The organism is Allobosea sp. CRIB-10 (assembly GCF_900112185.1).
Taxonomy (GTDB): domain Bacteria; phylum Pseudomonadota; class Alphaproteobacteria; order Rhizobiales; family Beijerinckiaceae; genus Allobosea.
Map to the genome: position 1 here is coordinate 21,740 of NZ_FOKP01000033.1, position 20,532 is coordinate 42,271.

Sequence of the window (20,532 nt, forward strand, 5' to 3'; positions counted from 1 at the left end):
AAGACCGATGCTCTCGCTCCAGCTCCATGGCGATCGCGACCTCCGCCTCGAACAGATCGAGCCCCCGCCGCCGCCCGCTCCCGGCGAAGTCCAGATCCGCGTCCGCGCCGTCGGCCTGAACTATCTCGATCTCTGGGGCTTCCGCGGCATGGCCTTCGCCAAGCGCAAGATGCCGCAGGCGGCGGGCGTCGAGGCCGCCGGCGAGGTCGTCGCGATCGGCGAGGGCGTCTCGCGCTTCCGCGAAGGCGATACGGTGACCATGTATGGCGCCGAGACCTGCGGCCATTGCAAGGCCTGCCGCGAAGGCCGCGACAATCTCTGCGAGAACGTCGCGGGTATCATGGGCTTCCATATCGACGGCTTCGCCCGCGAGCTGATCAACCGGCCCGAACGCCTCGTCATCAAGGCGCCCAAGGGTGTCTCCTTCGAGGAGGCTGCCTGCGCGCCGATCGGCTTCGGCACGGTCCAGCACATGCTGTTCGACAATGCCAAGCTGGAGCCGGGTGAATCGGTGCTGGTCCATGCCGGCGGCTCCGGCATCGGCACGGCGGCGATCCTGATGGCCAAGGCGATCGGCTGCACCGTCTACACCACCGTCGGCGACGACGAGAAGGGCGAAAAGGCCAAGGCGCTCGGCGCCGATTTCGTCGTCAACTACAAGACCGAGCGCTTCGAGGGCGAGGTCCGGCGCCTGACCAAGCGCAAGGGCGTCGATGTCGTCTTCGAGCATGTCGGCGCCGACACCTGGAACGGCTCGCTGCTCTGCCTGAAGCGCGGCGGCCGGCTCGTCACCTGCGGTGCCACCTCGGGCGCCTCGACGACGATGAATCTGATGCAGCTCTTCCAGCAGCAATACCGGATCACCGGCTCCTTCGGCTGCCGGATCGAGAACATCGCGCAGTCGCTGGAGAAGATGGCAGCCGGGATGAAGCCGGTGATCGATTCGGTCTTCCCGCTGGCCGAGTTCGAAAAGGGCCTCGCCCGGATCGAGGGCCGCAAGGTCTTCGGCAAGGTCATCGTCACGCTCTGATCGGGCCCTTGGAGCCGGCGCGACTTGACGCGCCGGCCGCAATCCCGCAAGTCGCGCCGCGATGGCGAGGTCCCTCCGGACGCTGCGCCGGCGGACCGGGCTGGGATATTGAAGCAGTTGAAGCAATTCGCGACGCGCATCGGCGCTGCGCTGATGATCGGGCTGATCCGCGCGATCTTCGCCTTCCTGCGCGCGCTCGGGCCGGAGCGGGCCTCCGATCTCGGCGGCTGGCTGCTGCGCAGCGTCAGCCCGCTGATCCCGGTCAACCGCGTCGCATACGCCAATGTCCGCGCCGCCTTCCCCGGCATCGACGACACCGAGGCGAAGCGCCTCGTTCGCGGCGGCTGGGAGAATCTCGGCCGCACAGTCGCCGAATACGCCCATCTCAAGACGCTGTTCGACTATGACTACCACAACCCCGACCCGAACGGCCGGATCGAGGTCGTCGGCATCGAGCACTTCATCGCGCTGAAGGATGACGACAAGCCCGGGCTGATCTTCTCCGCCCATCTCGGCAATTGGGAATTGCCGGCGATCTGCGCCGCCACCTACGACCTCGACACCACCGCCGTCTTCCGCGCCCCCAACGACCCGGCCATCGCCGCCGTCGTCCACGAAATCCGCTCCGGCGCCATGGGCGGCCTCGCCGCCGCCAGGCAGGGCGCCGCCTTCGCCATGCAGGGCGTCCTGGAGAATGGTGGCCATCTCGGCATGCTGATCGACCAGCATTTCACCCGCGGCGTCCTCGTGCCCTTCCTCGGGCGGCCGGCGCTGACCAATCCGATCCTCGGCAAGTTCGCCCGCCGCTTCGAGTGCCCGGTGCATGGCGTGCGCGTCATCCGCCTGCCGAACCGGCGCTTCCGCATCGAATTGACGCCGCCGCTCGACCTGCCGCGGGACGCCAATGGCGAGATCGACGTCACCGACGCCATGGCGATGATGACCGCCGTGGTCGATGGCTGGGTCCGCGAGCACCCCGAGCAATGGCTCTGGATGCACCGGCGCTGGCGCCCCAACCTGATCGGCGCCGAGGCGCTGGCACGTTTTCGCGATCAGCCGGTCCAGAAGCCTGTTTTCAAGGCAACGTGATTTCCAATTGAGTGGAGAGTAGCGCTTTTGGTAACCGCCTGCTTCTATACAGGCGTCGAGTTCGAAAGATGGTCCGCCACATCAGCAACATCGCTGCCGCCGCTGCTCTCCTGCTCCTCGCAGGAGCCCCGGCGCATGCCCAGCAGCCAGCGGTTCAGCCCAGGGCAGTGGTCGAGCTCTTCACCAGCCAGGGCTGCTCGTCCTGCCCGGCCGCGGATGCGCTCTTCACCGAGCTCGCCAAGGACCCCAGGCTGATCACGCTGACCCTGCCGGTGACCTATTGGGACTATCTCGGCTGGAAGGACACCCTCGGCCAGGAGGTCTTCAGCAAGCGCCAGAAGCTCTATGCCAAGGCGCGCGGCGACGGCCAGATCTATACGCCCCAGGCCGTTGTCAACGGTGCCGCTCATATCGTCGGCTCCGACAAGGGCGGCATCGACAAGCTCGTCAAGGAGCAGGGCAAGGACGGTTTCCCGGTCAAGATCGATCTCGCCGAGGCTGACGGCGCGCTGCGCATCAACCTGGGTACGGCCCCGTTCACCGGCGAAAAGCCGGCCGTGGTCCTGCTGCTGCAGGTCAGCCGCACCGCGACCGTGCCGATCGAGCGTGGCGAGAACAGCGGCAAGACCGTGACCTACGCCAATGTCGTGCGCGGCATCAGCCGGATCGGCGAGTGGAAGGGCGAGGCTGCGACCCTGACCGTCCCGATCGAGACCGTCCGCTCAGCCGCCAAGGCCGATTCCTATGTCGTGCTGGTCCAGGGCGATCCCTATGCACGGCAGAGCGCAATCCTCGGCGCCGCCCGCGGCCCGGCCAAATAGACGACCTCTACAGAATCACCACCTTGTTGGGCAGCTCGTCGACATCGTCGGCAGCCGGCGGCGCATGGGCCGCGAGCACGGCGCCGACATCGCGGACCGCCGCGATCAGCCCCTCGCGCAACGTATCCTGCGCCGCGGCCGCGAGCAGCGGCTCGACGATTCTTTGCCAGGCCTCGCCATCGACCTTGGCCGAGATGCCGGCATCGGCGACCACTTCGGCATAGCGCTCCTGCAGGGCGATGTAGAGCAGCACGCCGGTACGGCCGCGCGTCAGCGTCAGCCCACGCGCTGTGAACTCGCGCAGCGCCGTCTCATGCGCCTGCCGACGCTTGACGAAACCGGGGACGAAACGTCCGCCGCGCCCATACCAGAGCAGGGCCGCAAGCAGCAGCGCCGCCGCGATCAACTGGGCCAGGAAGATGCTCGCCGCGCTCAGATTGGTGATCAGCAGGAACGGCCAGGGCACGACAAGCGCGAGCGCCAGCGCCAGCACCAGCGGCACCGCGACATAGCTGCCGGAGGCGCGGTCGACGACGACGACGATCTCGCCGGAGGTCTGCCGTTCAGCCTCGCGCACCGCATCGGCGATGGCGTCGCGATCGTCGGAATTCAGCATCTCACCAATCCCCTGAAGCCCCGCCGCCGCCGGACGAGCCACCGCCGCCTGAGAAGCCACCCGAACTCGAGCCGCCTCCCCAGCCAGAACTCCAGCCGCCCGAGGAGGAGCCACCGCTCCAGCCCGAGCCGCCGGAAGGCGGCAGCACGATCCAGCGCCCGTCCCGCGTCCGGTGCCGGCGCGCCCCGCCGGAGGAACGGCCGAGCTCCCGCATGAAGCTCACGATCAGGATGAACACCATGATCATGACGAAAATCACCGCGGCGGTCTCGACCCAGGAGGATTCGTCGCTGCGGATCTGGGCGCGTCGCTGCCATTCCTCGGCATCGCCGGTCAGGATCGACAGGATCGCATCGACGCCGCCCTCGATCCCCCCGGCGAAATCGCCGTTCTTGAACTTCGGGGCGACCGCGGTGGTGATGATCACCTTGGAGAGCGCATCGGTCAGAGCGCCTTCCAGCCCGTAGCCGACCTCGATGCGCACCTTGCGCTCATTCGGCGCGACGATGAGCAGCACGCCATTGTTCTTGGCCTTGTCGCCGAGCTTCCAGGCCCGGAACAGGCCGTTGGCGAAGTCCTCGATCGGATAGCCCTGCAAAGACGGGAGCGTCGCTACCACGACTTGGTCGCTGGTCTTCTCCTCATGGGCCTTGAGCTTCTGCTCGATGCGGCTGAAGGCCTCCGCATTCAGGAGGTTCGAGTTGTCTACGATACGGCCGGTCAGCGCCGGATAGTTCGGCTCGGCGGCGGCGGCGATGAGGGGGAAAAGGAGGCAGAAGAGCAGGACAGCGAGCCGGATGAAGGCCGTGATGCTCGGGCTTGACCCGAGCATCTCCTGATCGAGATTCTCGGACCTACGCTTCGCTCCGTCCGAGAATGACGGCACGTCGACGGCTGCAGAGACCCGGACCACGGAGGATCACACGCTCAGAACTTCACCGCCGGCGGGCGCTCCGCTCCTGCCGTCGCCGAGAAGCTCTCCATCGGCTTGGCGCCCCAGAACAGGCGAGCCCAGATCACGCCCGGGAAGGTGCGGATCTCCGTGTTGAAGGTCTGCACCGCCTGGATGTAGTCGCGCCGGGCGACCGCGACGCGGTTCTCGGTGCCTTCGAGCTGCGATTGCAGCGCCAGGAAATTCTGGTTCGACTTGAGCTCCGGATAGCGCTCCACCGTCACCAAAAGCCGCCCGAGCGCGCCGCTGAGCTGGTTCTGCGCGTCCTGGTACTCCTTGAACTTGGCGGGGTCGGTGATGGTGGAGGCATCGACCTTGACCTGCGTCGCCTTGGCGCGCGCCTCGATCACCTGGGTCAGGACCTCGCGCTCCTGCTGGGCATAGCCCTTCACCGTCTCGACAAGGTTCGGGATCAGGTCGGCGCGGCGCTGATACTGGTTCTGCACCTCGCCCCAGGCCGCCTTGGCCTTCTCTTCCAGCGTCGGCACGTTGTTGTAGCCACAGCCCGCCAGGACGAGGCCGAACAGCCCGACCAGCAGCATGACGAGGGGACGGCGAACCGCCGGAGACTGCACGAGCACCATGACGAACCCCTTCGGCTTGGCAGGACAACTTGGCAGAACAAATCAGGCTGCGACCATAGCCGCGCCGTCCGGCAGATCAAACCAGCGCCGCAAGCATGGCGCGCAGGTCGGCAAGCGCGCTAGTCTCGCGATCGAGGAAAAGGAGTGGACCATGACGCTTACATCGTCCGCATTCGGCACCCGCTCGGTCGTTGCCGTCAGCCTTTGGCTCGCCGCCGCAACCGCAGCCCCGGCCCAGACCATGGCGCCCGCGCCGGAAGCCGCCACCGGCCGCACTGCCAAGGCCCTCGGCACGGCGCAGCGCTACATGGCTGCTGCCGCCAACCCGCTCGCCGCCGCGGCCGGCCGCGAGATGCTGCGGGCCGGCGGCAGCGCGACCGACGCAGCGATCGCGATCCAGCTCGTGCTCAATCTGGTCGAGCCGCAGAGCTCCGGCATCGGCGGCGGCGCCTTCTTCGTCTATTGGGACGAGGCCGGCCGCCAGCTGACGACGCTCGACGGGCGCGAGACCGCGCCGAAGGCGGCCAAACCCGAGCGCTTCCTCGGCGCCGACGGCAAGCCGATGAAATTCGTCGACGCCGTCGTCGGCGGCCGCTCGGTCGGCGTGCCCGGCACGGTCCGGCTGCTCGAGGAGGCGCATAAACGCTGGGGCAAATTGCCCTGGGCCGAGGTCTTCGCCCCGGCGATCAAGCTGGCCGAGGAGGGCTTTGCCATCTCGCCACGCCTCAACGGTCTCCTTACACAGGAGACGAATCTCGGCAAGGACGCCCGCGCCGCCGCCTATTTCTACGAGACGGACGGAAAGCCCAAGCCGGTCGGCACCGTGCTGAAGAACCCGGCCTTCGCCACGACGCTGCGCGCCATCGCCGGGCGCGGCGCCGACGCCTTCTATGAGGGCGCGATCGCGCAGGACATCGTTGCGACGGTGACCGGCCACGCGACCAATCCCGGCGACATCACCCTTGATGACCTTAAGGCCTACACGGTCGAGGAGCGCGCGCCGGTCTGTGGCCGCTATCGCGTCTATACGCTCTGCGGCATGGGCCCGCCGAGCTCGGGCGCCGTCGCCGTGCAGCAGATCCTGGGCATGCTGGCGACCAAGGACATCGCCCGCCTAGGCCCGGGCGCTGAAGCCGCGCATATGTTCGCCGAGGCCGGCAAGCTCGCCTTCGCCGACCGGGCGCTCTATCTCGGCGACCCCGCCTTCGTCAGCGTCCCGACCCTCGGCCTGATCGACGAGGACTATATTCGCGAGCGGGCGAAGCTGATCAGCCCGGACAAGGCGATGGCCAAGGCCAGTGCCGGCACCCCGCCGAACAAGCGCGCCTTCCTGTTCGCGCCGTCCGACGGCGTCGAGAACGGCACCAGCCATATCTCGGTGATCGACGCCGCCGGCAACGCCGTCTCGATGACGACGACGATCGAGGACGGCTTCGGCGCGCGCCTGATGACCAAGGGCGGCTTCCTGCTCAACAACGAACTGACCGATTTCTCCTTCGCCCCGTCGGAAGACGGCAAGCCGGTCGCCAACCGGGTCGAGCCCGGCAAGCGCCCGCGCTCCTCTATGGCCCCGACCATCGTCTTCGATGCCTTCGGCCGGCTCTACGCCGTCACTGGCTCGCCCGGCGGCAGCCAGATCATCGGCTATGTCGCCAAGACGCTGGTCGCCCTGCTCGACTGGAAGATGGACCCGCAGCGCGCCGTCGATCTCGCCAATTTCGGCAACCGCAATGGCCCGACCGAGCTGGAAAAGGGGACCGAGGCAGAAAGCTGGAAGGCCGCACTGGAGGCCAAGGGCCATGAAGTCAGGCTGATCGAAATGACCTCGGGCATCCAGGCAATCATCAAGACGCCGGAAGGCTATCTCGGCGGTGCCGATGGCAGGCGCGAGGGCGTCGCGATCGGGGACTGATCAAACCTGCTGCGGCGGCGTTTTCGGCTCGCCGCCCGCCCCGCGCCCGGCGATCAGCCAGTAGACGAAGCCCGTGGCGGCACCGACCAGGAAGAGTGCCGACACGACCTGCATCTCGCCGGCACTCGGCGCCCTGGCCATGCCGAGCATGGCGAGTGGCAGGATCGCGGCCAGAAGGCCGGTGAGGCCGCTCTGGATCAGGCCGCTGCGGAAACGGAAGAGCTCGGACGCGATCGCGACCAGCACCACCGGCAGGACCAGGATGGCGAAGCCGAGCCGGCCGAGCAGCGAAAACGCCGCCTCGGCGGTCGGGCCGGGATCGAAGCCGCGCTCGGCCTGGTCGAACAGCGCCGCGAGCAGACGCTCGAAGCCGCCGCCGATCAGCAGGCCGAGATCGGGCGAGGCGACGCCGGCGATCATCAGCGCGACCAGGCCGGAGCCGACCGCGAAGAGCAGCGCGAACGGGATCAGCAGCAGCCAGCGCAGCATCAGTGCGCGGCCGCCGCAGCGTCGACTTCGCCCTGCTCCAGCATCAGCCGGGCCCGGGCCGAGAGTTTTTCGGTCTCGCTCTTGAGCTGGCCGCAGGCCGCGAGGATGTCGCGACCGCGCGGCGTGCGCACCGGCGAGGCATAGCCGGCCCTGAACACGATCTCGGAGAAGCGCTCGATCCGCTCCCAGTCCGAGCACTCGTATTTGGTGCCGGGCCAGGGATTGAACGGAATCAGGTTGATCTTGGCCGGAATGCCCTTGAGCAGGCGGACCAGCTCGCGCGCCTCGGCGTCGCTGTCATTGACGCCCTTGAGCATCACATACTCGAAGGTGATCCGCTTTGCGTTCGACAGGCCGGGATAATTCCGGCAGGCGTCGAGCAGGTCCTTGATCGGGTACTTCCTGTTGAGAGGGACAAGCTCGTTGCGCAGGTCGTCGCGCACGGCATGCAGCGAGATCGCCAGCATCGTGCCCATCTCGTCGCCGAGCGGGCCGATCTGCGGCACCACGCCCGAGGTCGAGACCGTGATGCGCCGACGACCGAGCGACAGGCCCTGATCGTCGGTGATCACGCCGATCGCATCGCGGACGCCGTCGAAGTTATAGAGCGGCTCGCCCATGCCCATGAAGACGATGTTCGAGACGAAGCGCCCGCCATCATTCGGAACGAAAGCGCCATCGGGCGCACTGCGGTTCGGGAAGTCGCCGAGCCGGTCGCGCGCCACCATCAGCTGCGTGACGATCTCCTCGGTCGTCAGATTGCGGACGAGGCGCTGCGTGCCGGTATGGCAGAAGGTGCAGGTCAGCGTGCAGCCGACCTGGCTGGAGACGCAGAGCGTGCCGCGATCGACCTCGGGAATATAGACGCATTCGATCTCGGCGCCGCGGTCGCGCGGACCGGTCGGGGCCATGCGCAACAGCCATTTGCGGGTGCCGTCGCTGGAGACCTGCTCGGCGGTGACCTCGGGCAGGTCGAGCGAGAAATGCTCGGCGAGCTGGGCGCGCAGACCCTTGCCGATCGTCGTCATCTCCTGGAAGTCGCGGACGCCGTAATGGTAGATCCAGTTCCAGAGCTGGCCGACGCGCATGCGCCGCTCCTTCTCGGGAACGCCGATCTCGGCCAGCGCCGCATCCAGGCCGGCGCGCGTGCGCCCGGCCAGCGAGGGCCGTCGCACAACAGGTTCGGCCGCCGGAGGGGCGGCTTCAACAACAGAGGGATTCATCGGAACTCGGCTCGCAGCGGGCGCATCCCGCCCGGAATTGGCCGCCTCATAGCATAGCGGCGGCCAATCGCGAAATTATCTTACTTGCAGGCCTCTTCGGCCCGCTTGACGATCTGCGAGATGCCGGCGAGCGAATACTTGTCGCTGGTCGCATTGCCGCGCTTCGAGGTGCCCTTGATCTCGAGCCCGGAGCCCTTGCGCAGCGCATCGAGCATGCGGCCTTCCTCGGCCGGATTCTTCAGCCAGACATTCTGGCCCTTGGCGACCAGCGCAAAGCGGTCGCTGCCGATGATCGCCTGATGCTCGACATCTTCCTTGAGGTCGAAATTCATGACGAGGCTGATCTCGTTGCGCACGCCCTCGCCCGGGCGGCTGGAGATGAACAGCAGGCCTTCGACATCCTTGAGATTGGCGGGCGAGCGGCTCTCGGCCTTGGACAAAGCATAGCAAATCTTGGTGCGGCCCTGTTGCGAGGAGAAGGCCTGCCATTTGCCGGCGCTTTCAAGCAGCAGCGCTTGGCCTTGTCCGCCGGTCGCGGCGGTCTTGGCCGGCGCCGGCTTGCTGCTGGCGCGCTGGGCCTGCGCCGGGGCGGCCGCAAAGGTCAGGGCCGCCAGGCCGAGCAGGGCGGCGGCCAGGAACGGGCGGCGGGCGGAAGAGGGGGCCGAAATGCGAATCATGGATCGCCAGTAACCAACAAAAACGTTAACGCCGAATGGAGAATGCGCGGGATCGGCGATCCGGATTGACGCAGCGCGACGGATAGAATGTCACGATCCTGGCGAAAATGCGAACGCCCGCTGCCGGCGCACTAATCGGACGACGCCTTCTCCTTCAATAGTTTAGGGAGAGCTCATGCCCGGTTCCGTTCGGCATCCGGCTATGCCAGCCTTGCGTAGCTGCGAAGGGACCAGCCGGATGAGGATGAAGCATCGATGAAGGCGCTGCTGTGCGAAGCCCTTGGCCCGGCCGAGAATCTCGTGATCCGCGACCTGCCCGAACCGACGCCCGGACCGGGCGAGATCGCGATCCGGGTCAGCGCCGCGGCGCTCAACTTCTTTGACACTCTGGTGATCCAGGGCCGCTATCAGGTGAAGCCGCCGCTGCCCTTCTCGCCCTCCGCCGAATGCGCCGGCATGGTCAGCGCAGTAGGCGAAGGTGTCACGGATTGGCATATCGGCGAGCGTGTCGCCGCCTGGCTCGGCCATGGCGCGGCCCGGGAGATCGTCGTGGTTCCCACTGAGGCCGCCATCCGGATTCCCGACAAGCTCAGCGATCATCAAGCCGCCGGCCTCTTCGTCACCTATGGTACCGCCATGCACGGGCTGATCCAGCGCGGCGATATCAAGCCGGGCGAGAGTCTCGCCATTCTCGGCGCCGCCGGTGGCGCCGGCCTCGCCGCCGTCGAGATCGGCGCCCTGCTGGGCGCAAAGGTGATCGCCTGCGCCTCCTCGCCGGAGAAGCTGGCGCTCGCTCGCGAGCATGGCGCGGCGGAGGGACTGGATTATGCGGCCGACGACCTGCGGGCCGGCCTGCGGCGCCTTGCTCCCGATGGTCTCGACGCGCTCTACGACACCGTCGGCGGCGCACTCGCCGAGCCGGCGCTGCGCTCGATGGGCTGGGGCGGGCGCTATCTCGTCGTCGGCTTTGCCGGCGGCGAGATCCCCAAAATCCCGCTCAACCTCCTGCTGCTGAAGGGCTGCGACCTGCGCGGTGTGTTCTGGGGCGATTTCGTCCGGCGCGATCCCGCCGGCCACCGCGCCAATATGGAGCGCCTGCTCGCCTGGGCCGCCGCCGGGCAGATCCGCGCCCATGTCCATGGCGCCTACCCGCTGGAGCAGGCCGCCGAAGCGCTGGCGCTGATCGCCGGGCGCAAGGTCCAGGGCAAGGTGGTCCTGGTTCCCTGAACTCCTGGGTCGTCCCGGGCGGAGCGAAGCGGAGACCCGGGACCCATTCCGGAACCTTTATCGGAAAGTCTCAGGAATGGGTCCCGGATCATCGCGGCTTCGCCGCTTGTCCGGGATGACCACAGAGTTGGAAGACGCTCACAGATCCGTCAGCATCTCCTTGGCCTTCTGCCGATGCTGCGGCGTGATCGAGCCGGCGACGGCGGCGAGCGCCGCCGCGATCACCGCGGCATCGTCGGTGAAGCCGAGCAGCGGCATCACGTCGGGGATCGCGTCGAGCGGCAGCACGAAATAGCCGAGCGCCGCCAGCAGCGTCAGCTTGACGCGTCGCGGCGTCGACGGGTCGCGCGTGCAGACCCAGGCGGCGAGCAGGTCCTCGGCGAAGGGGATGCGCTTGGCCACCCGCTTCAGCCGGCCGATGAACTCGGAGCCGAAGCGGGCCTCGTCGCGCAGGCTCTTGCGGATCGCCGCCATTTCTTCCGCAGTGAAACGCTGTCCGAAGCCGAAGCTGTCAGTCATCCATCTCTCCCTGGGCGCGCCTTTCCTCTAGCCCGCCGTCGACGCAAAAATGTGGCCCCGCATGAAGGGCTGCACAAGGGATCGACTCAGAATCGCACGTCCAACCCTCTTGGATGGCGAGCATCACGCCTCTAAACCCCATTCAGCAATGTCAAAAGATCAGGGGACGCCATGAAGCTCGACTCCTCCATTTCCGCCATCGTCACCGGCGGCGCCTCCGGCCTCGGCGAGGGCACGGCCCGCATGCTCGCCGGCCACGGCGTCAAGGTCGCCCTGTTCGATCTCAACGCCGAGCGCGGCGAAGCCATCGCCAGGGAGATCGGCGGTCTGTTCTGCGCCTGCGACGTCACCGACGAGGCCTCGGTCGATGCCGCCCTGCAGAAGGCCCGCGCCGCCCATGGCGTCGCCCGTGTCGTCGTCAACTGCGCCGGCATTGCGCCGGGCCGCCGCGTCGTCTCGAAGAAGCGCGACACCGGCGAGCTCGTCGCCCATGACCTCGCCACCTTCGAGAAGGCGGTCGCGATCAACCTGACCGGCACCTTCCGCGTGATCGCCAAATCGGCGGTGGCGCTCGCCGGGCTCGATCCGATCACCGAGGATGGCAGCCGCGGCGTCTTCGTCTGCACGGCATCCGTCGCCGCCGAGGACGGGCAGATCGGCCAGGCCGCCTATGCCGCCTCCAAGGCCGGCGTCGTCGGCCTGACGCTGCCGGTCGCGCGCGACCTCGCGGGTGTCGGTATCCGCATCGTCACGATCATGCCCGGCCTGTTCGAGACGCCGATGTTCGCCGGTCTGCCGGACGAGGCCCGCGCTTCGCTCGCCGTCTCGGTGCCGCATCCCTCGCGCCTCGGCCGGGCCTCGGAATATGCCGCGCTGGTGAAAAGCATCGTCGAGAACGACATGCTGAACGGCACCGCAATCCGCCTCGACGGCGCCATCCGGCTGGCGCCGAAATAGGGCTGCGCCACACCTGTCATTCTGGGGCGCCGCGCCGCGGCGAACCCGGAACCCACGACCGGGCGAGGCCATCATCGCGAGATCGACAGCGCGCAAGCCAGTCTTGGATTCCGGCTTCCTCGCTTTGCGAGGCCCCGGAATGGCAGCGCGGAAGGACTTTACTCCACACCCTCGCGCTTGATCTCGTGCTTGAGGATCAATGGCGTCTGGGCGAGGGCGAAGATCATGGTCAGCGGCATCACGCCCCAGACCTTGAAGGCGACCCAGAAATCCTGCGTCTGCGTACGCCAGACCACCTCGTTCAGCGCCGCCAGCACGAAGAAGAACAGCCCCCAGCGCAGGGTCAGCCTGCGCCAGCCCTCTTCGTCGAGCTGCAGCACGCTGTCGAGCACCAGCGCCAGCAGCGAGCGGCCGAAATAGAGCCCGCCGAGCAGGATGCAGCCGAACAGCGTGTTCACGATCGTTGGCTTGACCTTGATGAAGAAGGCGTCGTCGAGCGCCAGCGTCAGCCCGCCGAAGACCGTGACCACCACGGCGTTGACGATCGCCATGCGCGGCAGATGGTTCATCACGATCTTCGACAGCGCCAGCGCGATCAGCGAGGCCGCGATGAAGATGCCGGTGGCGACGAAGATGCGCCGGTCCTCGGCGACGCCGAACCAGCGGTCGCCATAGGAATTGACGAAGAAGAAGACCGCCAGCGGCCCGAATTCCAGCGCCAGCTTGACGAGCGGATTGATCGGTTTCGCCCCGTTCGGGCTCGCCGCCGTCTCGCTCATGCCGCTTCTCCCAGTCCTGCCACGGCGCGGGCGAAATCGCGCGCCGAGAATGGTTCGAGGTCGTCGACGCTCTCGCCGACGCCGATGAAATGCACGGGCAGGCCGAACTGCGCCGCCAGCGCGACGAGAATGCCGCCGCGCGCCGTACCGTCGAGCTTGGTCATCACCAGCCCTGTGACGCCGGCGGTCTCGCGGAAGGCCTCGACCTGACTGACCGCGTTCTGGCCGACCGTGGCGTCGAGCACGAGCAGCGCCGCATGCGGCGTCTCTGCATCCAGCTTGCGGATCACCCGCACCACCTTGGCCAGTTCGTCCATCAGCCCCGTCTTGTTCTGCAGCCGCCCGGCCGTGTCGATCAGCAGCACATCGGTGCCCTCGGCTTTCGCCTTCTGCAGCGCCTCGAAGGCGAGGCCGGCCGCATCGGCGCCCTGCTGACCAGCGACGACATGCGCACCGGTCCGTTCGCCCCAGACCTTGAGCTGCTCGATCGCCGCAGCACGGAACGTGTCGCCCGCCGCCAGCATCACCGACTTGCCCTCGGCCCGGAACTTGGCCGCAAGCTTGCCGATCGTCGTCGTCTTGCCCGAACCGTTGACCCCGACCATCAGGATCACGAACGGCTTTTTGGTGGCATCGATCGCAAGCGGCGTGGCGACCGGGGTCAGGATCGCCTCGACCTCGCGGGCCAGGATCGCCTTCACCTCCTCCGGCTCGATCTGCTTGTCATAGCGGCCCTCGCCGACCGCCTTGGCGATGCGGGCGGAGGTCGCGAGGCCAAGATCGGCCTGGATCAGGATGTCTTCCAGGTCCTCCAGCGTCGCCGCATCGAGCTTGCGCTTGGTGAAGAGGTCGCTGATCCCGGTCGTCAGCGCCGAGGATGTCCGCGACAGCCCGTCGCGCAGCCGGCGCCACCAGCTGCGCTTGGGTTGGACCGGCTCGGGCGCGGGCTCCGGCGGCGCAATCGGCAGCGGCGGGCTCTCGTCAGGCGGGATCTCCGGCGCGACCTGTGCCTCCGGCTCAGCCTCGGGAACGATTTCGGCGACAGGCTCGGCTGGTGGCTCGGGCAGGGGAGCGGGCGCCGGTTCCGGGGGCCTTGGCGGCTCCGGCTGGTCCAGTCCGAACAGCTTCGAGAAGAAGCCACGTTTCTTCGGTTCGGTCTCGCTCATCGCGCGTCCTGCCGCTGCGAGCGGCGAGCTTCGGGTTGCATGGCGGTGAAGTCTTGGTTTAGCGCAATGCCATGACCAGCCCCGAGCGACCAGCCTTTTCGCAGGACGATCTGCCCTTCGCTGTCCTGCACCGCGACGCGATGATGCTCGTGATCGACAAGCCGGCCGGGCTTCCCGTCCATCGCGGGCCGGCGGCGAAAGGCCGCATCATCCCGGTGCTGACCGATCATCTCGACGCCCTGCGCTTCGGGCTGCCGCGCCGGCCCGAGGCTGCCCATCGGCTCGACAAGGACACCTCGGGCTGTCTGGTGCTCGGCCGGCATCCGCGCGCCATGGCGCAGCTCAATCAGCTCTTTCGCGATGGCCGGATCGAGAAGACCTATTGGGCGATCGTCGAAGGCGGCCCAGCCGAGGACGCTGGACTGATCGACTTGGCCTTGGCGAAGCGCTCGCCCGAGCGCGGCTGGTGGATGAAGCCGGACCCGAAAGGTCTGCCTTCACAGACAGGCTACCGCGTGCTCGGCCGCGGTAGCCTGGACGGGATTCAGCTCGCCTGGCTGGCGCTCGACCCGCTGACCGGCCGCACACATCAATTGCGCGTACACTGCGCCGCCAGTTTCGGGGCGATCTTTGGCGACGAGATCTACGGCAACGCGCCGCGATCCGGTGGGCCGGGACTACATCTGCATGCACAAAGCATCGCGATTCCGCTCAATCCCAAGCGCGAGCCGATACGGGTGGAAGCGGTGCCGCCACCCCATATGCACGCGGCGCTCGCGGCCTGCGGCTGGGCCGCCGACGATAAGCTTTCCTAAACCCTAACGCCGCCGTGATCGACGACAAGACCTCGTCAACCATTCCCTAAGGTGCGTCTGCTATCCCCGGTTGCAGTGGCCCACGGGGTTTCTCATGCTGGACAAGGTGGCGAGAACGGCGGAAGCGCGCGATGCGCTACTGACCTTCGCGCAGGCGCGTGCTGATATCGTCTCCGGCCCGGAAGCGAATGTGCCTCTCGCCACATTGCTCGGCTGGGTCGAGACCTATCTGATGCGCGAGCATCCCGATCTCGGCCGCACCGGCGCCGTCTGCCCCTTCACGCGCCAGGCCGCACGGATCGACACCGCGCGACTCGCCATCTGCGGGGCCGGGCCCGACGAGGAGGAGCGTGCCTTCGCCCTGATCCGCGGCAGTTTTGGCGCGCTCGACGCCATTCCCTGCAAACCGGCCATGGTGCACTTCCGGACCGTCATCGTCGGCTTTCCGAATTGCGCCGGTGAGCGCGGCGTCGCCATGCTGCAAAGCATCCAGAAGCGCCACAAATTCTATTCGCTCTCACGCGGCCGGATGATCGGGCTGATGTACGAAGGCTCCGACGCGCCGGGCTTGTGGAATCGCGATTTCAGGCCCCTGCGCGCGCCGCTGCCGGTCCTCGCCATCCGTCATATGGTCGAGCATGACGCCCCCTTTGCCGCCCGGCATCCGCTGCTGCTCGCGCCCTATCTCGCGAAGTTCCGCCTGGCCGGGGCCAAGCGCCTGATCGACCACCTCCGCGGTCAGGGCTGAGCATGCCCGCCAAGCCGATGCGCCGGGATTCGGAAGGATGGCCCTCGCCTGGCAGCGAGGTAGCGGCAAGCTTCTCCGTCGAGATTCTGGGCGGCCGCGACGCCTTCCTCGCCCTGAAGCCGGAATGGGACGCGCTTTTCGCTCGCGCCGGCCTGCCGCATCAGCTTTTCCAGCGCCATGCCTTCCTGAGCCATTGGTGCGACCATTATCTGGCCGCCGATGATCGCCTCTGCCTCGTCATAGGGCGCGAGGCGGGGCGCCTGGTCATGCTCTGGCCGCTGGAGCGTCGGCGTCGCCTCGGTCTCGAGCTGGTCCGGCTGATGGGCGCGCCGGTGGCCCAGTTCGGCGACGTCCTGATCGAGCCCGGCCCGAAGCGCGAGCATTGGCTGGAACGTGGCTGGGAGGCCTTGCGTCGCCATGGCATCGATCTGGTCGAACTGCGGCTGGTGCGCGCCGATGCGGCGCTCGGCCATTGCAGTCGGCTCGGGGTCGCCACTCCCGTGGTCAATCAGGAGGCGCCCTTCGCCGACCTCGCCTTGCGGGTCGCGCCTGACGGGCCGAGCCTCGCCTATCCGGCGCGCGACCGCTCCAATTATCGCCGCCGCCTGCGCCGACTGTCCGAGCGCGGCCAGGTCACCTTCGCCCAAGTCGGGCCCGGGCCAGAAGCCGGCATGCTGGCCGAGCAGGCCGTCGCGATGAAGCGGGAATCGCTCGTCCAGCACGGCATCGTCGCCCCTGCGGTCTCGAACCCTCGCTTCGGGCACTTCTTCGCCGCACTCGCCGCAGACGAAGGGAACGATACCGGCCTGCGCCTCTCGGTCGTGACCTGCGATCACCGGCCGGTGGGGATCGACCTGTCCTTCGACTGCAAGGGCCGCAGTTTCGGCCATGTCATCGCCAGCGACCCTGCCTTCGAGCGAGAAGGCCTCGGCCGGGTGCTTGTCCACCACGCCTTCGCCAGCGCCAGGGCGCGTGGCAACGCGATCTTCGATCTCCTGGCGCCGGCCGATCCCTACAAACAGGACCATGCCGACGGGGCCGTGCCGGTGCGCGATTTCACCGTGCCGTTGAGCTGGCGCGGCCAGCTCGCCTGCGACTTCGCCCTGCCGCATCTGCGCCCGACGCTGAAGGCGATCGCCAAGCGCCTGCCGGCGGCCTGGGTCCGGCGTCTGGCAAGCCCTAGTTAGGGCAGTATGCCAGCGGCCTTCTCGTCCGCCCCATCGTCATTGCGAGCGCAGCGAAGCAACCCAGGGGGACGTAGAGCTCTGCCGCCTCTGGATTGCTTCGCTTTGCTCGCAATGACGGCAAAGGAACGCCGGAGCCACATTCAACATGATCGAGTTAGCTCGCCATCGCGTCCATCGCGCGCGCCAGCCTGACGTCGAGTTCGGTCAGGCCGCCGGCGTCATGCGTCGTCAGCGTCACCTCGACCGTCTTGTAGACGTTCGACCATTCCGGATGATGGTCGAGCTTCTCCGCCAGCAGCGCGACCCGGCTCATCCAGCCGAAGGCCTCGTTGAAATCGCGGAAGACGAAGCGCTTGCTCATCGCCTCGCGGCCCTCGGCCAGCGTCCAGCCGGTCAGGATCGAGAGCGCCTCCTTGCGGGCCTCGGGGCTCAGGCGCTTCGGACGATCATGTCCCATCATCACCTCCGCTGCGACACCGCGCCGCTCGGCCGATTGGGATAGGACAGGCCGAGCGGATAGGCCGCCTCCAGCACATAAGGCCCCCCGCCGATCGAATCGCGCGACGACATCAGCGCGAAACGCCGCGCCGTGAAGCTGATCGGCCGCACGATCGGATGCAGAGCAAGATAATGCGCGACATCGACCGGCGAGACGTCGCGCAGGCGCGCCAGCGTCACATGCGGCGTGAACTTGCGCGACTCGGCCGGCAGACCCAGCCGCCGCATCAATCGCTCCAGCTCGGCCTGCAACTCGTTCAGCTTCGGAGAGGGCTGGACGCGCGCGAACACCGCGCGTGGCCGGTCGCCGCCGAAGCTGCCGAGCTGGTCGAGCGTGATCATCAGCGGCTCGCCGCCGACATCGTTGAGGAAGCTGTCGACGTCATGGGCCATGCGCCGGTCGACATCGCCGAGGAAGCGCAAGGTGACGTGATAGTCGGCAGGCTCGATCCACCGGGCGCCGACCAATCCGCCGCGATGCAGCGTCAGGGCCGAGGCGACTTCGGCGGGAATCTCTAGCGCGGTGAACAGCCTAGGCATGACGAATCAGTGCCAAGCATTTGTGACTCTGGCGAGACGGCAGCCTCGCACCGTCAGCAGCGCTTCACAAGCCGGCTCTGCATTCCCGTCATGGACAAGGGTTGCCGACCCGCTGATGGATCGCGTCGATCTTCGCCTCGAGCTCAGGCGAGATCGCGACCTTGGCCGAGCCGATCGCCGTCCTGAGATGGTCCATGCTGGTCGCCCCGATGATGTTCGAGGTGACGAAGCAGCGCGAGGTCACGAAGGCCTGCGCCATCTGCACCGGATCGAGCCCGGCCTCACGGGCGAGCGCGATATAGGCCTTGATCGCGTCCTCCGCGCCGTCGGTCTGGTAGCGCTGACCGCGGTCGAACAGCGTCGTGCGCGTGCCCGCCGGCCGGGCGCCGTCGAGATATTTGCCGGAGAGATAGCCCTGGGCCAGCGGCGAATAGGCGAGAAGCCCGACCTGCTCGCGCATGGCGATCTCGGCCAACGCCGTCTCGAAGGTCCGGTTCAAGAGGTTGTAGGCGTTCTGGATCGACTGCACCCGCGGCCGGTCGGCTCCCTTCGCCTCGGCGAGGAAATTCATCGTGCCCCAGGCGCTCTCGTTGGAGAGACCGAGATGACGAATCTTGCCGGCCTTGATCATGCCGGCGAAGGCGTCGAGCTGCTCGGCGAACGGCGTCTCGTCCTCGGCCCGCGAGAACGCCGCCTGGTTGAAGCGCGTCGGGTTCGAGCCCCAGGCCATCGGCCGGTCGGGGAAATGGATCTGGTAGAGGTCGATATAGTCGGTCTGCAGCCGCTTCAGGCTCTTGTCGACGGCCTCCTCGACCTGCCTGCGGTTGACCCGGGTCGGCCCCTTGTCGTCACGGAACCAGTCATTGCTGGAGCGGCCGACGATCTTGGAGGCCAGGATCACCTTGTCGCGATTGCCGCGTGCCTTGAACCAGCTGCCGATGATCGTCTCGGTCGCTCCTTGCGTCTCCGGTTTCGGCGGAATCGAATAGAGCTCGGCCGTGTCGAAGAAGTTCACGCCCTGGTCGAGCGCGTAGTCCATCTGCTCATGGCCCTCGGCCTGCGTGTTCTGCTGGCCGAAGGTCATCGTACCCAGGCAGATCGCCGAGACCTTCAGGTCGGTGCGGCCGAGACGGCGGTAGTCCATGGCGAAAGGCTCCGGCGGCGAGCGCGCCGGGGCACGCTGCGCATGACGAGAAAATGGCGGAATGCGCCTTGGCTCAGGAGCGCGGGCGCAGGGAGGCGAGGAACCGCTCCACCGTCGGCAGGATGCGCTGCGCGATGACGCGCACGCCCTCAGCCGTCGGATGCAGCATGTCGGGCTGGTTCAATACCCGGTCGCCGGCGATCCCGTCCAGAAAGAACGGATAGAGGATCAACCCATGCTTTTCGGCGAGCTTGGGATAGATCGCGTCGAAACGGGCGACATAGTCCGGGCCATTACTGCGCGGCGCATACATGCCGGCAAGCAGAACCGGGATGCCGCGCGTCTTCAGCCCGGTCACGATCGCGTCAAGCGATCTTTCCGTCAGTGCCGGATCGACCCCGCGCAGGGCGTCATTGGCGCCGAGCTCGAGGATGACGCCGTCGGTTCCGTCGGGCACCGACCAGTCGAGCCGTTCCAGCCCGCCCTGCGAGGTGTCGCCGGAGACGCCGGCATTGGCGATCTCGACCGAAATCCCCTTCTCGCGCAGCATCTTCTCCAGAACCGTCGGAAAAGCGGCGCTGGCGGGCAGATTGTAGCCGGCGGTCAGGCTGTCGCCGAACGCGACCAGCTTGAGCGGCCTGGTTTGGGCGGAAGACGCGGTGTTCATCATAAAATAGCCCAGACTGGCGAAGACGAGCAGCATGACCGTCCAAATGCGCGGCGGCGGCTGGATTCGTGACGGCAAGCGCCCATATCGGTTGGCGGCGCGACGCATGGCGGTTCTGGTCCCTTCGGCTCGGAAAGATGGTCGAAGCGGCGGCATCGGATGGGATGAAAGCGGAAACATGGCGGCGAGCGAAGGAACCCCGGCGGTGATCGAGCTGAGTAATGTTGAGCTCAGTCTGGGGCGCGGCGCCGCCCGCGTCCATATCCTCAAGGGCGTTTCGCTGGCGATCCCGCAGGGACAGGCGACCGGCCTCGTCGGCCCGTCCGGCTCCGGCAAATCGACACTGCTGATGACCATGGCCGGGCTGGAACGGCCGGATTCCGGCGTGATCAAGGTTGCCGGCCAGGATCTCGGCGCACTCGGCGAGGATGCGCTCGCCATCTTCCGCGGCCGCCATATCGGCATCGTCTTCCAGTCCTTCCACCTCGTGCCGACCATGACGGCGCGCGAGAACGTCGCGCTGCCGCTGGAGCTCGCCGGCGCCGACGACGCCTTCGAGCGCGCCGCGGCCGAACTGCGCAATGTCGGCCTGGGCGAGCGCCTCGACCACTACCCGGCCCAGCTCTCCGGCGGCGAGCAGCAGCGCGTCGCCATCGCCCGTGCGGTCGCGCCCGATCCGGCGATTCTTGTCGCCGACGAGCCGACCGGCAATCTCGACGAGAGCACCGGCCGCTCGATCGTCGACCTGATCTTCGCGCTCCGGCGCGAGCGGGGCGCCACTCTCGTCCTCGTCACCCACGACCTTTCGCTCGCGGCATCCTGCGACCGCACCGTGCGCCTGCGCGCCGGCCGGATCGAGACCGAGGCCGGCACCGAGGCGCTGGCGATCTGA

At 67.5% G+C, this 20,532-nt stretch carries 24 protein-coding genes; 10 read left to right on the forward strand and 14 right to left on the reverse strand.

Going from position 1 to position 20,532, the window contains the following annotated elements; all coding sequences use genetic code 11:
• Nucleotides 1-7 precede the first annotated feature (7 nt).
• The 3 genes from BMZ69_RS27765 to BMZ69_RS27775 all read left to right on the forward strand — a co-directional run bounded on the left by BMZ69_RS27765 (nt 8) and on the right by BMZ69_RS27775 (nt 2,940).
• Nucleotides 8-1,030: a zinc-binding dehydrogenase gene (locus tag BMZ69_RS27765; protein ID WP_092163070.1), complete on the forward strand. Its 1,023-nt coding sequence runs from the start codon at nt 8-10 to the stop codon at nt 1,028-1,030.
• Between the two features lie 153 nt (nt 1,031-1,183).
• Nucleotides 1,184-2,119, forward strand: coding sequence for a lipid A biosynthesis lauroyl acyltransferase (locus tag BMZ69_RS27770; protein ID WP_092163149.1), 936 nt, complete (start codon nt 1,184-1,186; stop codon nt 2,117-2,119).
• 68 nt (nt 2,120-2,187) lie between these two features.
• Nucleotides 2,188-2,940: a DUF1223 domain-containing protein gene (locus BMZ69_RS27775; protein ID WP_092163072.1), complete on the forward strand. Its 753-nt coding sequence runs from the start codon at nt 2,188-2,190 to the stop codon at nt 2,938-2,940.
• Between the two features lie 7 nt (nt 2,941-2,947).
• Here BMZ69_RS27775 and BMZ69_RS27780 read toward each other — a convergent pair whose 3' ends face one another.
• The 3 genes from BMZ69_RS27780 to BMZ69_RS27790 all read right to left on the reverse strand — a co-directional run bounded on the left by BMZ69_RS27780 (nt 2,948) and on the right by BMZ69_RS27790 (nt 5,050).
• Nucleotides 2,948-3,556, reverse strand: a complete 609-nt coding sequence (locus BMZ69_RS27780; protein ID WP_092163074.1) for a TPM domain-containing protein — start codon at nt 3,554-3,556, stop codon at nt 2,948-2,950.
• 1 nt (nt 3,557) lies between these two features.
• Nucleotides 3,558-4,388 carry a TPM domain-containing protein gene (locus BMZ69_RS27785; protein ID WP_092163076.1) on the reverse strand — a complete coding sequence of 277 codons (831 nt, stop codon included), beginning with the start codon at nt 4,386-4,388 and terminating at the stop codon, nt 3,558-3,560.
• 95 nt (nt 4,389-4,483) lie between these two features.
• Complete coding sequence (locus BMZ69_RS27790; protein ID WP_244543582.1) at nt 4,484-5,050, reverse strand: LemA family protein; 567 nt, start codon at nt 5,048-5,050, stop codon at nt 4,484-4,486.
• Nucleotides 5,051-5,243: 193 nt separating this feature from the next.
• Here BMZ69_RS27790 and ggt point away from each other — a divergent pair, with 193 nt between their 5' ends.
• Complete coding sequence (ggt, locus tag BMZ69_RS27795; protein WP_092163090.1) at nt 5,244-7,004, forward strand: gamma-glutamyltransferase; 1,761 nt, start codon at nt 5,244-5,246, stop codon at nt 7,002-7,004.
• Here the strand turns inward: ggt and BMZ69_RS27800 are convergent, their stop codons facing one another.
• The 3 genes from BMZ69_RS27800 to BMZ69_RS27810 all read right to left on the reverse strand — a co-directional run bounded on the left by BMZ69_RS27800 (nt 7,005) and on the right by BMZ69_RS27810 (nt 9,393).
• Entirely contained in the window at nt 7,005-7,493 is a 489-nt protein-coding gene (locus BMZ69_RS27800; protein WP_092163091.1) for a hypothetical protein, read from the reverse strand.
• On the reverse strand, nt 7,493-8,716 hold the full coding sequence (gene rlmN, locus BMZ69_RS27805) for a dual-specificity RNA methyltransferase RlmN (RefSeq protein WP_092163092.1): 1,224 nt from the start codon (nt 8,714-8,716) through the stop codon (nt 7,493-7,495). Before rlmN ends, BMZ69_RS27800 begins: the two co-directional genes overlap by 1 nt.
• 80 nt (nt 8,717-8,796) lie before the next feature.
• Nucleotides 8,797-9,393, reverse strand: a complete 597-nt coding sequence (locus BMZ69_RS27810; protein WP_092163093.1) for a hypothetical protein — start codon at nt 9,391-9,393, stop codon at nt 8,797-8,799.
• A 255-nt stretch (nt 9,394-9,648) separates the two neighbouring features.
• Here BMZ69_RS27810 and BMZ69_RS27815 point away from each other — a divergent pair, with 255 nt between their 5' ends.
• The gene (locus BMZ69_RS27815; RefSeq protein ID WP_092163094.1) at nt 9,649-10,620 is read left to right on the forward strand and encodes an NADPH:quinone oxidoreductase family protein; all 972 of its coding nucleotides are present in this window, start codon (nt 9,649-9,651) and stop codon (nt 10,618-10,620) included.
• A 138-nt stretch (nt 10,621-10,758) separates the two neighbouring features.
• On the opposite strand, the gene BMZ69_RS27820 is transcribed toward BMZ69_RS27815, so the two are convergent.
• A complete protein-coding gene (locus BMZ69_RS27820; protein WP_244543579.1) occupies nt 10,759-11,139 on the reverse strand; it encodes a YkvA family protein in 381 nt (126 codons plus the stop codon).
• Between the two features lie 171 nt (nt 11,140-11,310).
• On the opposite strand from BMZ69_RS27820, the gene BMZ69_RS27825 reads away from it, so the two are divergent.
• Nucleotides 11,311-12,096: an SDR family NAD(P)-dependent oxidoreductase gene (locus tag BMZ69_RS27825; protein ID WP_092163095.1), complete on the forward strand. Its 786-nt coding sequence runs from the start codon at nt 11,311-11,313 to the stop codon at nt 12,094-12,096.
• Between the two features lie 158 nt (nt 12,097-12,254).
• Here the strand turns inward: BMZ69_RS27825 and BMZ69_RS27830 are convergent, their stop codons facing one another.
• From BMZ69_RS27830 to BMZ69_RS32235, 3 genes are read right to left on the reverse strand one after another with little or no spacing between them, the layout of a single operon-like run.
• The gene (locus BMZ69_RS27830; RefSeq protein WP_092163096.1) at nt 12,255-12,875 is read right to left on the reverse strand and encodes a septation protein A; all 621 of its coding nucleotides are present in this window, start codon (nt 12,873-12,875) and stop codon (nt 12,255-12,257) included.
• Complete coding sequence (ftsY, locus tag BMZ69_RS27835) at nt 12,872-14,041, reverse strand: signal recognition particle-docking protein FtsY (RefSeq protein WP_092163109.1); 1,170 nt, start codon at nt 14,039-14,041, stop codon at nt 12,872-12,874. Before ftsY ends, BMZ69_RS27830 begins: the two co-directional genes overlap by 4 nt.
• On the reverse strand, nt 14,038-14,271 hold the full coding sequence (locus BMZ69_RS32235; RefSeq protein WP_244543586.1) for a hypothetical protein: 234 nt from the start codon (nt 14,269-14,271) through the stop codon (nt 14,038-14,040). Before BMZ69_RS32235 ends, ftsY begins: the two co-directional genes overlap by 4 nt.
• Between BMZ69_RS32235 and BMZ69_RS27840 the strand changes: the two genes are divergently transcribed.
• The 3 genes from BMZ69_RS27840 to BMZ69_RS27850 all read left to right on the forward strand — a co-directional run bounded on the left by BMZ69_RS27840 (nt 14,182) and on the right by BMZ69_RS27850 (nt 16,791).
• Complete coding sequence (locus BMZ69_RS27840; protein WP_244543583.1) at nt 14,182-14,856, forward strand: RluA family pseudouridine synthase; 675 nt, start codon at nt 14,182-14,184, stop codon at nt 14,854-14,856. The two genes, BMZ69_RS32235 and BMZ69_RS27840, sit on opposite strands and share 90 nt — an antisense overlap.
• Before the next feature lie 94 nt (nt 14,857-14,950).
• Nucleotides 14,951-15,604 (forward strand): DUF6875 domain-containing protein, encoded by a 654-nt coding sequence (locus BMZ69_RS27845; RefSeq protein WP_092163112.1) that lies wholly within the window; start codon nt 14,951-14,953, stop codon nt 15,602-15,604.
• A gap of 2 nt (nt 15,605-15,606) precedes the next feature.
• A complete protein-coding gene (locus tag BMZ69_RS27850; protein WP_092163113.1) occupies nt 15,607-16,791 on the forward strand; it encodes a GNAT family N-acetyltransferase in 1,185 nt (394 codons plus the stop codon).
• Nucleotides 16,792-16,945: 154 nt separating this feature from the next.
• Here the strand turns inward: BMZ69_RS27850 and BMZ69_RS27855 are convergent, their stop codons facing one another.
• The 4 genes from BMZ69_RS27855 to BMZ69_RS27870 all read right to left on the reverse strand — a co-directional run bounded on the left by BMZ69_RS27855 (nt 16,946) and on the right by BMZ69_RS27870 (nt 19,643).
• On the reverse strand, nt 16,946-17,248 hold the full coding sequence (locus tag BMZ69_RS27855) for a 4a-hydroxytetrahydrobiopterin dehydratase (RefSeq protein WP_092163114.1): 303 nt from the start codon (nt 17,246-17,248) through the stop codon (nt 16,946-16,948).
• Between the two features lie 2 nt (nt 17,249-17,250).
• A complete protein-coding gene (gene thpR / locus BMZ69_RS27860) occupies nt 17,251-17,829 on the reverse strand; it encodes an RNA 2',3'-cyclic phosphodiesterase (RefSeq protein WP_092163116.1) in 579 nt (192 codons plus the stop codon).
• 88 nt (nt 17,830-17,917) lie between these two features.
• On the reverse strand, nt 17,918-18,973 hold the full coding sequence (locus BMZ69_RS27865) for an aldo/keto reductase (protein WP_092163118.1): 1,056 nt from the start codon (nt 18,971-18,973) through the stop codon (nt 17,918-17,920).
• A 73-nt stretch (nt 18,974-19,046) separates the two neighbouring features.
• Nucleotides 19,047-19,643: an arylesterase gene (locus BMZ69_RS27870; protein ID WP_244543584.1), complete on the reverse strand. Its 597-nt coding sequence runs from the start codon at nt 19,641-19,643 to the stop codon at nt 19,047-19,049.
• A 175-nt stretch (nt 19,644-19,818) separates the two neighbouring features.
• Between BMZ69_RS27870 and BMZ69_RS27875 the strand changes: the two genes are divergently transcribed.
• Nucleotides 19,819-20,532, forward strand: coding sequence for an ABC transporter ATP-binding protein (locus BMZ69_RS27875; protein WP_092163122.1), 714 nt, complete (start codon nt 19,819-19,821; stop codon nt 20,530-20,532).

What these genes read in the sequence shown, in the direction of transcription:
- BMZ69_RS27775 (WP_092163072.1), top strand. Translation starts at nt 2,188, where the DNA reads ATGGTCCGCCACATCAGCAACATCGCTGCCGCCGCTGCTCTCCTGCTC.
- BMZ69_RS27770 (WP_092163149.1), top strand. Translation starts at nt 1,184, where the DNA reads ATGATCGGGCTGATCCGCGCGATCTTCGCCTTCCTGCGCGCGCTCGGG.
- BMZ69_RS27765 (WP_092163070.1), top strand. Translation starts at nt 8, where the DNA reads ATGCTCTCGCTCCAGCTCCATGGCGATCGCGACCTCCGCCTCGAACAG.
- BMZ69_RS27870 (WP_244543584.1), bottom strand. Translation starts at nt 19,643, where the DNA reads ATGATGAACACCGCGTCTTCCGCCCAAACCAGGCCGCTCAAGCTGGTC.
- thpR (WP_092163116.1), bottom strand. Translation starts at nt 17,829, where the DNA reads ATGCCTAGGCTGTTCACCGCGCTAGAGATTCCCGCCGAAGTCGCCTCG.
- BMZ69_RS32235 (WP_244543586.1), bottom strand. Translation starts at nt 14,271, where the DNA reads ATGATCGGTCAGCACCGGGATGATGCGGCCTTTCGCCGCCGGCCCGCG.
- BMZ69_RS27850 (WP_092163113.1), top strand. Translation starts at nt 15,607, where the DNA reads ATGCCCGCCAAGCCGATGCGCCGGGATTCGGAAGGATGGCCCTCGCCT.
- BMZ69_RS27800 (WP_092163091.1), bottom strand. Translation starts at nt 7,493, where the DNA reads ATGCTGCGCTGGCTGCTGCTGATCCCGTTCGCGCTGCTCTTCGCGGTC.
- BMZ69_RS27825 (WP_092163095.1), top strand. Translation starts at nt 11,311, where the DNA reads ATGAAGCTCGACTCCTCCATTTCCGCCATCGTCACCGGCGGCGCCTCC.
- BMZ69_RS27790 (WP_244543582.1), bottom strand. Translation starts at nt 5,050, where the DNA reads ATGCTGCTGGTCGGGCTGTTCGGCCTCGTCCTGGCGGGCTGTGGCTAC.
- BMZ69_RS27855 (WP_092163114.1), bottom strand. Translation starts at nt 17,248, where the DNA reads ATGGGACATGATCGTCCGAAGCGCCTGAGCCCCGAGGCCCGCAAGGAG.
- BMZ69_RS27875 (WP_092163122.1), top strand. Translation starts at nt 19,819, where the DNA reads ATGGCGGCGAGCGAAGGAACCCCGGCGGTGATCGAGCTGAGTAATGTT.
- BMZ69_RS27830 (WP_092163096.1), bottom strand. Translation starts at nt 12,875, where the DNA reads ATGAGCGAGACGGCGGCGAGCCCGAACGGGGCGAAACCGATCAATCCG.
- rlmN (WP_092163092.1), bottom strand. Translation starts at nt 8,716, where the DNA reads ATGAATCCCTCTGTTGTTGAAGCCGCCCCTCCGGCGGCCGAACCTGTT.
- BMZ69_RS27810 (WP_092163093.1), bottom strand. Translation starts at nt 9,393, where the DNA reads ATGATTCGCATTTCGGCCCCCTCTTCCGCCCGCCGCCCGTTCCTGGCC.
- BMZ69_RS27840 (WP_244543583.1), top strand. Translation starts at nt 14,182, where the DNA reads ATGATGCTCGTGATCGACAAGCCGGCCGGGCTTCCCGTCCATCGCGGG.
- ggt (WP_092163090.1), top strand. Translation starts at nt 5,244, where the DNA reads ATGACGCTTACATCGTCCGCATTCGGCACCCGCTCGGTCGTTGCCGTC.
- BMZ69_RS27865 (WP_092163118.1), bottom strand. Translation starts at nt 18,973, where the DNA reads ATGGACTACCGCCGTCTCGGCCGCACCGACCTGAAGGTCTCGGCGATC.
- BMZ69_RS27780 (WP_092163074.1), bottom strand. Translation starts at nt 3,556, where the DNA reads ATGCTGAATTCCGACGATCGCGACGCCATCGCCGATGCGGTGCGCGAG.
- BMZ69_RS27815 (WP_092163094.1), top strand. Translation starts at nt 9,649, where the DNA reads ATGAAGGCGCTGCTGTGCGAAGCCCTTGGCCCGGCCGAGAATCTCGTG.
- ftsY (WP_092163109.1), bottom strand. Translation starts at nt 14,041, where the DNA reads ATGAGCGAGACCGAACCGAAGAAACGTGGCTTCTTCTCGAAGCTGTTC.
- BMZ69_RS27785 (WP_092163076.1), bottom strand. Translation starts at nt 4,388, where the DNA reads ATGCTCGGGTCAAGCCCGAGCATCACGGCCTTCATCCGGCTCGCTGTC.
- BMZ69_RS27820 (WP_244543579.1), bottom strand. Translation starts at nt 11,139, where the DNA reads ATGACTGACAGCTTCGGCTTCGGACAGCGTTTCACTGCGGAAGAAATG.
- BMZ69_RS27845 (WP_092163112.1), top strand. Translation starts at nt 14,951, where the DNA reads ATGCTGGACAAGGTGGCGAGAACGGCGGAAGCGCGCGATGCGCTACTG.